This window comes from Sporomusa intestinalis, assembly GCF_055383785.1.
Window position 1 is genome coordinate 1,897,402 of the sequence record NZ_AP042390.1, and the last position, 11,941, is coordinate 1,909,342.

Below are 11,941 nucleotides of genomic sequence, written 5' to 3' on the forward strand. Positions count from 1 at the left end.
TGGAAATGACAAACAAGGTGAAGGTTATATTAGGTGTGATTGGTGCCGACTGTCATGCAGTGGGCAATAAAATCCTCAATCATGCGCTTACCGCTGCCGGATATGAGGTAATTAACCTGGGTGTGCTGGTTCCGCAGGAGGAATTTGTTAACGCCGCCATTGAAACCGACGCAAAAGCCATTCTGGTTGCTTCCCTGTATGGTCATGGCGAGATTGACTGCCGGGGGCTGCGCGACCGCTGCCGGGAAGCCGGCATTGAAGATATCCTGCTTTATGTTGGCGGCAACCTGGTCGTCGGCAAAACAGACTTTAAAGAAGTGGAAAAAAAGTTCCTTGCTATGGGGTATGACAAGGTTTATGAGCCGGGAACACTGCCTGATGTGGTTCTGGCCGACCTGCAAGCGGATTTAACATAAAAAGGGGTCTTGTATTTTGAATAATGTATTGCTCATCGATTTCGGCAGTACTTATACCAAAATCACAGCGGTAGATGTTGAACAAGAACAGGTACTAGGTACTGCCCGGGGGATTACTACTGTTACCACCGATATCATGGACGGTCTTAATCAGGCCCTGGACGCTTTGTTTGCCCGGACCGGCAAACTTGATTTCAGTCAGGTGCTGGGTTGTTCAAGCGCGGCCGGCGGGCTGAAAATGATCGCTGTCGGCTTAGTGCCGGAGATGACGGCCGAGGCTGCCAAGCGGGCGGCATTGGGGGCCGGCGCCAAAGTGCTGAAGGTGTTCAGTCATGAACTAAGTGAATATGAAATTGAAGAAATCGCCGGCTTAAAGCCTGATATCATTCTTCTGGCCGGCGGCACCGACGGCGGCAATCAAAAGGTCATTGTCCATAATGCCAGAATGCTGGCCGGACTGGACCTGGATGTACCGGTGGTGGTAGCCGGCAATAAGTCGGTAACGCCTACGGTTGTAGATATCCTGGCGGCGAAAATGACGGAGGTCCGGCCCACCGAAAACGTAATGCCCAGGCTGGATGAACTTAATATTGAACCGGCCCGGGTTGTTATCCGCGATATATTCCTGAAACGCATTACTGAGGCCAAGGGATTAAACCGGGCCAATAAAATGGTAGACCGGCTGGTTATGCCGACACCGGCCGCCGTGCTGAAAGCCGCCGAGCTGTTAAGCAAGGGCGGGGGCAACGAAAAAGGCCTCGGTGATTTAATGGTAATGGACATCGGCGGGGCCACCACGGATGTGTATTCCATCGCTAAAGGCGATCCCACCGTGGGCGGGGTTTCGTTAAAGGGACTGGCTGAGCCGTTCGGCAAACGCACCGTGGAAGGCGACCTGGGCATGCGCTATAGTGCCGGCGCCCTGTTGAAAGCAGCCGGGGCGGAGCTGATCGCCGGCTATGCCGGTGTGACGCCGGCCGCAGCCGCTGCCTATGTTGCCAAAGTGGAGGCCGATATTGATTATCTGCCGGCGACTGAGGCCGAAGCGGCCATTGAGATTGCGATGGGCAAAGCCTGTGTAAAGCTTAGTGCCGACAGGCATGTGGGGCATCTGGTTATTTACTACACGCCCTTTGGCATCAGCCATGTCCAGAATGGCAAGGATCTGACCAAGGTGGCCACGGTGATCGGCACCGGCGGGGTAATTGTCAACAACCCCAGGCCGGAGGAGATTTTGCAGGGGATATTATTTGACGAAAATAGCCCGGAAGTTCTCAAACCACAGCAACCGGAGTTTTTTATCGACCAGGATTACATTATGGCGTCGATGGGCCTGCTGGGCGAAGAATATCCTGCTACAGCGGTGCGAATGATGAAAAAATACATTATCAAGCAATAGATGAGATAAGAGGAGGCTTTTGTTCACATGGAACTTAAGAATAAAAAGTGGACCCATGACGAGTTTTATGCCATCCGCCAGGAAGTCCTTACCCACTGGCCGACAGGCAAAGAGGTTGATTTTGAAGCAGCGGTTAAATATCATGAAAATATCCCGGCCAAACGTCATTTCGCCAAACGCCTGGTAAAAGCCAAGAAAAACGGTGAAACCCTGACCCAGCCGCGCGCCGGGGTTGCTCTTATTGATGAACATATAAATTTGCTTAATTTCCTCAAGACAGAAGGCGAAGCCGACCTCCTGCCAAGCACTATTGACAGCTATACCCGGCAAAACCAGTACAAAGAGGCCCAGAACGGCATCGAAGAAAGCCTGAAGGCCGGGCGCTCCCTGTTAAACGGCTTCCCGGCCGTCAATCATGGCGTGGCCGGTGTACGCCGGGTGGTGGAGAGTGTGGAAGCGCCGCTGCAGGTCCGCCATGGGACCCCGGATGCCCGCCTACTGGGAGAGATTACGATTGCCGCCGGCTACACCTCTTACGAGGGCGGTGGTATTTCCTACAACATTCCCTATGCGAAAAGCGTGTCGCTGGAAAAAACGATCTACGACTGGCAGTATTGCGACCGGATGATTGGTATTTATGCCGAACACGGTATTGAGATCAACCGGGAACCGTTTGGTCCGCTGACAGGAACCCTGGTGCCGCCCAGTGTATCGCATGCAGTAGCGATTATCGAGGGAATTCTGGCGGCCGAACAGGGTGTAAAAAATATCACCCTTGGCTACGGCCAGTGCGGTAATCTGATTCAGGATATTGCCGCCATTCGCGCCCTGGAGCAGCTTGCCGACGAATATATGAACAAGCATGGCTACAATGACTGCGTACTTACCACGGTGTTCCATCAATGGATGGGGGGCTTCCCGCAGGATGAGGCCAAAGCCTTCGGGGTTATTTCCTGGGGCGCGGCAACGGCAGCCCTGGCTAAAGCCACCAAGGTGATTGTCAAGACCCCCCATGAGGCCTTAGGCATTCCGACCAAGGAAGCCAATGCCCAGGGGCTGCGCACCACCAAACAAATGATTAATATGCTGAAGGACCAGGCATTCCCGATGACCAGTGAGCTGGAGCTGGAAATCAATATTATTAAAGCCGAAACCCGCTGCATCCTTGACAAGGTATTCGCGCTGGGCGGCAGTGATTATGCCGTTGGCGCGGTGCGGGCCTTCGAGGCCGGTGTGCTTGATGTGCCGTTCGCGCCCAGCAAGTTCAGCCTGAACAAAATTCTTCCGGCCCGTGACAACAACGGGGCTGTGCGCCTGTTTGATGTCGGCAACCTGCCGTTCACGCCGGACCTTGTCGCTTTCCATCAGGACAAGATGGCTGAGCGGGCCAAAGCCGAAGGCCGTTCCCCCAGCTTCCAAATGGTTATTGACGATATCTATGCTATCTCTAAAGGCAACCTGGTAGGGCGCCCGCGCTAAGCCGGCCGGCTGCTGAACCGGATGCGGACGGCAGGCGGGTGATCAGCCTGACGCCCGCTTGCCGCTTGCTGTTGTTAATATGAATATTAAGGAGCGATACCATGAAAATAGTTGATGTAGTTTGCGCCAAAGGCCGTACCGGTTTTTACTTTGATGATCAGCGGGCCATTAAGGCCGGGGCCGCTCATGACGGTTTTACTTATATCGGCCAGCCTGTCACTGATGGCTTCAAGGCTGTCCGGCAGGCGGGCGAAGCCGTATCGGTTATGATTATTCTGGAAGACGGCCAGATTGCTTATGGCGACTGCGCGGCTGTGCAATACAGCGGGGCCGGTGGACGGGACCCCTTATTCCTGGCCGAGGATTTTATTCCGGTTATTGAGAAAATGATTAAACCCCGGCTGGTGGGCCGGGAACTGGCCTCTTTCAAACAGCTGGCCGAAGAGATCGACAACCTGAATTACGACAATGGCAAACGGATTCACACGGCTTTGCGTTATGGCGTTACCCAGGCGATTTTGGCTGCGGTGGCCAAAGCGAAAAAGCAGCTGATGTGCGAGGTTATTGCCGACGAATATAACACGCAGGTGAGCGAGCGGGAAATTGCTATCTTTACCCAGTCAGGCGATGACCGGTATAATAATGTTGACAAAATGATTATTAAGCATGCCGAGGTATTACCCCATGGCCTGATCAACAATGTGAAGGAAAAGCTGGGGGAAAACGGCGAACTGCTGCTGGAGTATGTGGGCTGGCTGCGCGACCGTGTGGCCCAGCTCAAGACCACGGCCGACTATGCGCCGGTACTGCATATTGACGTGTATGGCACAATTGGCCTGGCCTTCCACAACAATGTTGACCGGATGGTGGAATTTTTCCGCCAGCTTGAACAGGCGGCAGCGCCGCTGAAGCTCCGCATTGAAGGCCCGGTGGATGTTGAGGACCGGGAAAAGCAGATTGAGGTACTGGCCGAGATCACTTCCCGCCTGCAGGCCGAGCATATTCAGGTTGAGATTGTTGCCGACGAGTGGTGCAATACCTTCGAGGACATTAAGGATTTTGCCGATAAAGGCGCCGGTGATATGCTGCAGATCAAAACCCCGGACCTGGGAGGCATCAATAATATTATCGAAGCTGTCCTGTACTGCAAGCAGAAAGGCGTTGGCGCCTATCAGGGCGGCACCTGCAATGAGACCAACCGCTCGGCCGAGGTATGCGTCCATATCGCGATGGCAACCCAGCCTGTACAAATGCTGGCGAAACCGGGAATGGGCGTAGACGAGGGCTATATGATTGTATATAATGAAATGCAGCGCATTCTTGCAGTGCGCCGGAGTCGTAAACACTAAGAAACTGCTAGAGGGTTCCGGGTGCCGGGCAAAACCAGGACGCTGACAGGGGGTTAGCAGTTCAGAGGGGGACCTGTTATGAAATCCACCAGCACATTAGGTCTTGGCGACCAGCTTATGTATTCCAGCTATTTTGCTCCCCGCGGCCGCAACCGCATGTACATTCTGGGGCAGCAGCTGAGTGAACGCTATTTGTCGCCGCTTGACCGCCTTATCGGGATTATCGGCGATGCCGGCGCCGGCAAATCATCACTGGTCAAGGGAATGTTTCCCGGGCTGGAGCTTACTAACGATGACGACGGTGTCAATATCAGGCCGCTGCCATTGCTTAAGAATATCGACAGGGGATTTTTCTCCAGCCATACTTATCATATCGACATGCGGTTTGAGCTGGCATTTACGCAGATTCATGTCTTGGCGGAGGCTGTCCGGCAGGCCCTGGATCATGATAAACGGGTCATTGTCGAGCACTTTGATCTTCTGTATCCCTTGCTCAAAACCAATGCCGATGTCCTCATCGGCGTTGGCGGCGAGGTCATTGTTGTCAGACCAACCGTGTTTGGTCCTGTACCGCAGGAAATCAGGGATGTTGTTGTAAAAACCCTTCAATACCGGAAAATGGCGCATACCGCCGAAGACCTTACCACCAGTATCCTGGTTAACGACTACGGGGCTATCCTGGAGTTTCGCCATCGCGATGTTCATCACGGCTTTGTGCTGGAATACCCGCTGGAGTTGTCGGCCGCCCTGCCGGACGTGGAACGGAAGGTAAAAAAGCTGATTGATGAAGAGATAAATATCAGTTATTGCGATGAGGGCCATATTAAAATCGGCGATATGACCTGGTCCTGCTCCGGGCCGCGCACGCATGTGCGCAATACGGAAGAGATTGAAAACTTCCGTCTGATGCCGGAATATAAATTTGACCCCAAAACCCGGACCTATCTTATTATCGGCCTTGTCGGTCCCATGTCTGATACGCTTGATGGGTTTACCCTGTTAAACACTGTCAATTGTTAAAGGCTGATTACCTGCTGAGGCTGATCAGCCTTGTTTTTCTTGCACTGGAATTTATCCGATGACTAACCTTCAGATGGGGTTAAAACCCCTCTGAAGCTAAGTCTGCTTTATAAAAAATCTTTACCCTCAGGGGCCACGGCGGTTTTGCCGGCGCCCTGAGGGACTTGGCATAAGCCGGGTTTTCTAAAGGAGGGTTAGTATGAACGAGCTTAAGCCGGCGCAAGCCGGAACCTTGGAATCCAACGATATTATGATAACAGTGGCGCCCGGTGCCCAGGGCAGCGGCATAAGCATTGAACTGGAAAGCATAGTTTTTGCTCAATACGGCCAGGCTATCCAGAAGACAATTCGGGCCGTCATTGTAGAGCAGGACGTCATTGATGTATATATTAAGGCGGTGGACCGGGGGGCGCTGGACTGCACGATCCGGGCCCGGACGCTGACCGCCCTCACCCGGGCCGGCGTTGTGCCGGCAAAGGAGCTGATATAATGGATTTGCGCCGGACGATGTTATTTATGCCGGGCAATAACCCAGGCATGCTGCAAAACGGCGGTATCTTCGGGGCTGATGCCATTATCCTTGATCTGGAAGACGCAGTGGCGCCGCAGGAAAAGGACGCCGCCCGGCTGCTGGTTGCCGAAGCCCTGAGAACAATAGATTACCGGACAAGTGAGAAGGTCGTGCGGATTAATCCGCTGGACACATTTGCCCGGCAGGACATTAAGGCCATTGTGCCTTGCGGCCCTGATGCCATTTTAGTGCCGAAAGTGGAGTGCCCGGACGATATCCGGCAGGCCGCTCAACTGGTGGCTGCTGCCGAAACGCCGGGGCAGGCGCCGGTTAAACTGATTGCCCTGCTGGAAACCCCCAGTGGCATTGCCGAGGCCTATCCCATTGCCAGAGCGGATAAGCGGGTGGCCGGGCTGGCTTTTGGCGCCGAGGATTATACGGCGGCCCTGGGGGCTAAGCGGACTAAAGAAGGCACTGAGATATTCAGCGCCCGGACCATGGTGGTGAACAGCGCCGCCGCTGCCGGCATCCAGTCCATTGACACCCCGTTTACCGATGTCAATGACCGGGAGGGTCTGCTCGCTGATGCTGCTTTGGCCAAACAGCTGGGGTTTAAAGGCAAACTGGCCATTAACCCCCGCCAAATTGATGATATTCACCGCGTATTTGATCCAACCGCCCAGGAGATTGACTGGGCCCGGCGGGTCATAAAAGCGATCCGTAAAGCAGGGGCCGAAGGCTCAGGCGTGGCTTCGCTTGACGGCAAAATGGTCGATGCCCCGATTGTCGCCAGGGCTGAGCGGATTCTGCAGCTGGCCCGTTTACTGGGGCTGGCAGAGGGAGGCTTAGTATGAACCACATAACAAATGTAATCGGCCGCAGCCTGCCGGCCTATGTTGACGGCTACGGGCCGGTACAGCCCTTTGCCGGGGCCTTTGCCACCGTCCCTGATATGCGGCGGCAGGCGCCTAAGGTAAAACGGATTCTGCCGGGCGAGCAAAAGCTGACCGCAGACCTGACCGCAGTGTTCAAGCGTATCCCGGTTACCGACGGGATGACGCTGTCCTTTCATCATCACCTGCGCAACGGCGACGGGGTTGTCAATATGGTGTTGGCCGTGGCGGCCCGGCTGGGACTCAAAAACCTGACTGTTGCCCTGAGCTCGGTTTTTCCCGTCCATGCCCCCCTGGTTGAGCATGTTAAAAATGGCGTGGTAACAGGTCTTGATACCAATTACCTGTCCGGGCCGGTGGCCCAGGCGGTATCGGGCGGTGTGTTCCCCCGGCCGGTGGTGCTGAGAACGCACGGCGGGCGGGCCCGGGCGATTGAGTGCGGCCAACTGAAAATTGACGTTGCCTTTATTGCCGCCCCGGCGGCAGATGAGTATGGCAACCTCAACGGGGTCGAAGGCCCGGCAGCCTGCGGCTCTCTCGGCTATGCGGTTCCCGATGCTCAGTATGCCGACCATGTTGTGGCCATCACCGACCACCTGCGGCCTTTTCCGCTGTCACCGATATCGATTCCGCAAACGCGGGTAGACTATGTTGTGAAGGTGGAATGTATTGGCGACCCGAAAGGGATTGTTTCCGGCACCACCCAGATAACCAGGGATCCGGTCGGTCTGAAAATTGCCGAAACAACCGCCAAAGTAATTAAAGCCACCGGTCTAATCAAAGACGGATTTTCCTTCCAGACCGGCGCCGGCGGTGCGTCACTGGCAGCTGCCTACTACGTCCGGCAGATGATGGAGGAAGCCGGCGTAACCGGTAGTTTTGCCCTGGGGGGAATCACCGGTTACATGGTGGAAATGCTGGAAAGCGGGTTATTTAGCAAACTGATCGATGTTCAGGGGTTTGATCTTGAGGCGGTGCGTTCCTTAGCGGCCAACCCCAACCATCTGGAGGTGGGCGCCGATTTTTATGCCAGCCCGTTTAATCTGGGCGCCGCTGTCAATAACCTGGATGTGGTGGTTCTGGGCGCGACTGAGATTGATACCGGGTTTAATATTAATGTGGTAACAGGCTCGGACGGCGTGGTTATGGGTGGTTCCGGCGGCCACAGTGATGCGGCGGCAGGGGCGAAAGTGACGATTGTTGTTGCCAACCTGCTGCGCGGCCGTCTGCCCATTATTATGGACAAGGTGCTGACAGCGACCACACCGGGGGAGACAGTGGACGTACTGGTCACCGAGCGTGGTGTTGCCGTTAACCCGCGCCGCCGCGATTTATATGAAAAACTGCAGGCCGCAGGCCTGCCGCTGAAAACGGTAACCGAGCTAAAGGCCCTGGCTGAGGAAATTGCCGGCGTGCCTGAGGCTGTGACCACGCAGGCTAAGGTTGTTGCCATTGTTGAGTACCGTGACGGGACCGTAATTGATGTGGTCAGACAGGTCAAATAGATAACAGTAAAAATCGACGCAGCACTACTGTTGCAACCGGCTAGCGATGATCAAGGCGAAGAACTTTCAGCCGGCGGTCATCGCTAGTGCGGCTGAACGGGGAGGTATCGTATGTGGGCTGACTATGAGACAAGAGAGATTAACCTTGACAATAGCAGGGAAGTTGAGGCTGTCCGCACTTTTTTGACCGGTTTTGATCTGACCTATGACGGCAGTGTCGACTATACTGTTGCCTTTTATCAGCAGGAAGAGATGATCGCTACCGGTTCCCTGGCCGGCGAGGTATTGCGCAATATCGCCGTTTCCCCTAAGCTGCAGGGGGAGGGACTGACTGCCAGGGTCGTCAGCCAGCTTATGCAGCAGGCCGGGCAGCGCGGGCTTTACCACTATTTTATCTATACCAAACCTGCTGCCGCGCCGCTGTTTACGGCCTTAGGCTTTAAAGAAGTGGCTCGCTGTGAACCCTTTGCTGTTTTATTGGAGTCCGGACTGGGTTCCATTGAAAGTTACTGCCGGCAGGCGGCAGCTCAGGCCGCCGGCCTGCCGGCCGGAACCAGAGCCGCCCTTGTCGTTAACTGCAATCCCTTTACCTTAGGCCATAAAGCGCTAGTCTCCCGGGCGGCAAGTGAGAATCAGGGGGTTGTTGTCCTGGTTGTCAGTGAAGAAAAATCGCTGTTTCCCTTTGCGGTGCGCCAGCAGTTAGTCCGGGAGGGACTGGCGGAATACCCGAACGTTTTAGTATTGCCGGCCGGAAAATATATTGTTTCCGCAGCGACATTTCCCGGCTATTTTACCCGGGGGGCAGACACCGGGCAGGCACAGACCTGTCTTGATGCCACCATCTTTGCCCGGCATATCGGGCCGGCGCTTGGTGTGACCAGGCGTTATGTGGGCGATGAGCCTTATTGTGCAACCACCAATAGCTATAATCAGGCGTTAGCGGCGATACTGCCCCGGCACGGCATTGAGCTAATCATGATGCCCCGCATCACGGCCGGGGACGAGGCCATCAGCGCCTCGCGGGTGCGGGAGCTGATCCGCCGTCAGGACTGGGCTGCTGTTAAACAACTGGTGCCGGCAACAACCTACCGGTATCTGCTGTCGCCGGCAGCGCAGCCTGTCATTGACCGTATCCAGGCCAGCCGTTCGCGGCATTAACCGGGCGGCCGTTTCAGCACAGCCGCACAGGCTTTCCGGCATCTGTTTACGACCGCCGTTAGTGCCGGCCAATCAACTGGTACTGTCAGTCAAATCCAAATATGTTGAGGGGGGATTTATATGGACGTACGCGAAGCTGCTTTACAACTGCACCGGGCACATCAGGGCAAGCTGGCGGTTGCTCCCAAAGTGCCGCTTTCCACGCGCTATGATCTCAGCCTGGCCTATACTCCCGGCGTTGCCGAGCCCTGCAAAGATATCAAAGACAATAAGGATCTGTCCTTCGCACTCACCTGCCGGGGCAATATGATTGCCGTTGTTTCCGACGGGACGCGGGTGCTGGGGCTTGGCGACATTGGCCCGGAAGCGGCGCTGCCGGTTATGGAAGGCAAAGCGGTATTGTTTAAGGTATTTGGTGATGTGGATGCCGTGCCTATTTGTCTCGGCACCAAAGATCCGGACAAAATTATTGAGACGGTTACCTACCTGCAGCCTACTTTTGCCGGCATTAATCTGGAGGACTTTTCGTCACCCAAGTGTTATGACATAGAGGATCTGCTAAAAGAGAAAATGGATATACCGGTGTTTCATGACGACCAGCACGGCACCGCGATTGCCGGCGTGGCGGCTCTGATCAGTGCTTTGCGCTTTGTAAACAAAGACCTGGCTGCCGCCAAAATTGTCGTTAATGGCGCCGGGGCGGCCGGTACGGCCATTGGCCGTCTGCTTGTCAATGCCGGAGCGAAAAATGTAATCATAGTGGATGTCCACGGTGCCCTCTATCAAGGGATGCCTGGCCTGAACCGGGTTCAGGCCGAGCTTGCCAGAGTTACTAACCTGACAAAGCTGGAAGGTAAGCTCGAAGCTGTGGCCAGCAATGCGGATGCCCTGATCGGGGTGTCGGCGCCAGGTGCCTTTACCCAAGCAATTATTAAACAGATGAATACGGATGCGATTGTTATTGCCATGGCCAATCCTGTGCCGGAGATAAGCTATGCAGACGCAAAAGCTGCCGGGGCCAGAGTTGCCGGCACCGGCCGGTCCGATGCGCCTAACCAGGTAAATAATGTGACTGTGTTCCCCGGCGTATTCCGGGGCGCAATTGATGTAAGGGCCCGTCAAATCAATGAAGCGATGAAACTTGCCGCTGTGTATGCGCTGGCTGACCTGATTCCCCCGTCCGAACTGCGGGAGGATTATATTGTGCCTGATGTCTTTGACCCGCGAGTTGCCCCGGCGGTGGCGGCCGCCGTCGCCAGGGCCGCCATGGAGACCGGGGTGGCCAGGATTCAGGTTGATCCGGAAGACATCCGGAAAAAAACAGCAGCGCGCATTAAGCAGAACCGCTAAGTAAGGAGGAAAGCATGCGTACAATCGACGCCGCACAAATTACAGCCGCTGTCGCCAAACTGGCTGTTGACGCCAACTATTATTTGTCTGACGATATTCGCACAGCCTTAGAGTCAGGCCGCGAACGGGAGGAATCCCCATTAGGCAAAGCGATTCTCGGGCAACTGGTGGAAAACGCCTGTATAGCCCGGGACGAGCAAATGCCTATCTGTCAGGATACCGGTATGGCCGTGATCTTTATGGAGATTGGCCAGGATGTGCACATTGCCGGCGGCAGTCTGGCTGAGGCCGTCAATGCCGGTGTAGCCCGGGGGTATACGGAAGGCTATCTGCGCAAATCCGTTGTCGCCGAACCATTATTTAATCGCAAAAATACCGGCGACAATACGCCGGCTGTGCTGCATACCACCATTGTCGCCGGTGACAAAATAAAAATCATTTTAGCCCCCAAAGGCTTTGGCAGCGAAAACATGAGTACCCTTAAAATGTTCAAGCCGGCAGATGGCTTGCCGGCCATCAGGAAATTCCTTGTTGATACTATTTTTAACGCCGGATCCAATCCCTGCCCGCCCATCGTTGTCGGCATGGGTATTGGCGGCACGATGGAAAAAGCAGCCATTATTGCCAAGCAAGCCCTGCTGCGCCCGATTAATCAGCGTAATCCCCAGCCCGAGTATGCGCAGCTTGAACAGGAATTTTTAGAATTAGTCAATAAGACCGGTGTGGGCCCGCAAGGCCTTGGCGGCCGGGTGACAGCCCTGGCTGTCAATATAGAGTATTATCCTACCCACATTGCCGGGCTGCCTGTGGCGATTAACATCAACTGTCATGCCACCCGCCATGCCGAAGTGGAATTATAAG

At 55.0% G+C, this 11,941-nt stretch carries 11 protein-coding genes; all 11 read left to right on the forward strand.

Annotation, left to right across the window (positions count from 1 at the left end; translation table 11 throughout):
* Positions 1–5 precede the first annotated feature (5 nt).
* The gene (gene glmS / locus ACZ481_RS08545) at positions 6–416 is read left to right on the forward strand and encodes a methylaspartate mutase subunit S (RefSeq protein WP_464769728.1); all 411 of its coding nucleotides are present in this window, start codon (positions 6–8) and stop codon (positions 414–416) included.
* 16 nt (positions 417–432) lie between these two features.
* Positions 433–1,815 carry a methylaspartate mutase accessory protein GlmL gene (gene glmL, locus ACZ481_RS08550; RefSeq protein ID WP_464769729.1) on the forward strand — a complete coding sequence of 461 codons (1,383 nt, stop codon included), beginning with the start codon at positions 433–435 and terminating at the stop codon, positions 1,813–1,815.
* A gap of 27 nt (positions 1,816–1,842) precedes the next feature.
* Positions 1,843–3,294: a methylaspartate mutase subunit E gene (locus tag ACZ481_RS08555; protein WP_464769730.1), complete on the forward strand. Its 1,452-nt coding sequence runs from the start codon at positions 1,843–1,845 to the stop codon at positions 3,292–3,294.
* A gap of 101 nt (positions 3,295–3,395) precedes the next feature.
* On the forward strand, positions 3,396–4,643 hold the full coding sequence (locus ACZ481_RS08560; protein WP_464769731.1) for a methylaspartate ammonia-lyase: 1,248 nt from the start codon (positions 3,396–3,398) through the stop codon (positions 4,641–4,643).
* A gap of 78 nt (positions 4,644–4,721) precedes the next feature.
* Complete coding sequence (locus ACZ481_RS08565; protein ID WP_464769732.1) at positions 4,722–5,663, forward strand: alanine-tRNA synthetase second additional domain-containing protein; 942 nt, start codon at positions 4,722–4,724, stop codon at positions 5,661–5,663.
* 199 nt (positions 5,664–5,862) lie between these two features.
* Positions 5,863–6,153: a citrate lyase acyl carrier protein gene (citD, locus tag ACZ481_RS08570; protein ID WP_464769733.1), complete on the forward strand. Its 291-nt coding sequence runs from the start codon at positions 5,863–5,865 to the stop codon at positions 6,151–6,153.
* Positions 6,153–7,028, forward strand: coding sequence for an HpcH/HpaI aldolase/citrate lyase family protein (locus tag ACZ481_RS08575; RefSeq protein ID WP_464769734.1), 876 nt, complete (start codon positions 6,153–6,155; stop codon positions 7,026–7,028). The genes citD and ACZ481_RS08575 overlap by 1 nt, the downstream gene beginning before the upstream one ends.
* A gap of 5 nt (positions 7,029–7,033) precedes the next feature.
* The gene (gene citF / locus ACZ481_RS08580; RefSeq protein WP_464770598.1) at positions 7,034–8,572 is read left to right on the forward strand and encodes a citrate lyase subunit alpha; all 1,539 of its coding nucleotides are present in this window, start codon (positions 7,034–7,036) and stop codon (positions 8,570–8,572) included.
* Between the two features lie 111 nt (positions 8,573–8,683).
* Positions 8,684–9,730: a [citrate (pro-3S)-lyase] ligase gene (gene citC, locus ACZ481_RS08585; RefSeq protein WP_464769735.1), complete on the forward strand. Its 1,047-nt coding sequence runs from the start codon at positions 8,684–8,686 to the stop codon at positions 9,728–9,730.
* 120 nt (positions 9,731–9,850) lie between these two features.
* Positions 9,851–11,080: an NAD(P)-dependent malic enzyme gene (locus ACZ481_RS08590; protein ID WP_464769736.1), complete on the forward strand. Its 1,230-nt coding sequence runs from the start codon at positions 9,851–9,853 to the stop codon at positions 11,078–11,080.
* 14 nt (positions 11,081–11,094) lie between these two features.
* Positions 11,095–11,940: a fumarate hydratase gene (locus ACZ481_RS08595; RefSeq protein ID WP_464769737.1), complete on the forward strand. Its 846-nt coding sequence runs from the start codon at positions 11,095–11,097 to the stop codon at positions 11,938–11,940.
* Position 11,941 lies beyond the last annotated feature (1 nt).

Bases quoted from the DNA above. Each gene is read 5' to 3' on its own strand.
- glmS (WP_464769728.1), top strand. From the start codon at position 6: ATGACAAACAAGGTGAAGGTTATATTAGGTGTGATTGGTGCCGACTGT.
- ACZ481_RS08555 (WP_464769730.1), top strand. From the start codon at position 1,843: ATGGAACTTAAGAATAAAAAGTGGACCCATGACGAGTTTTATGCCATC.
- ACZ481_RS08560 (WP_464769731.1), top strand. From the start codon at position 3,396: ATGAAAATAGTTGATGTAGTTTGCGCCAAAGGCCGTACCGGTTTTTAC.
- ACZ481_RS08565 (WP_464769732.1), top strand. From the start codon at position 4,722: ATGAAATCCACCAGCACATTAGGTCTTGGCGACCAGCTTATGTATTCC.
- citD (WP_464769733.1), top strand. From the start codon at position 5,863: ATGAACGAGCTTAAGCCGGCGCAAGCCGGAACCTTGGAATCCAACGAT.
- ACZ481_RS08575 (WP_464769734.1), top strand. From the start codon at position 6,153: ATGGATTTGCGCCGGACGATGTTATTTATGCCGGGCAATAACCCAGGC.
- citC (WP_464769735.1), top strand. From the start codon at position 8,684: ATGTGGGCTGACTATGAGACAAGAGAGATTAACCTTGACAATAGCAGG.
- ACZ481_RS08590 (WP_464769736.1), top strand. From the start codon at position 9,851: ATGGACGTACGCGAAGCTGCTTTACAACTGCACCGGGCACATCAGGGC.
- ACZ481_RS08595 (WP_464769737.1), top strand. From the start codon at position 11,095: ATGCGTACAATCGACGCCGCACAAATTACAGCCGCTGTCGCCAAACTG.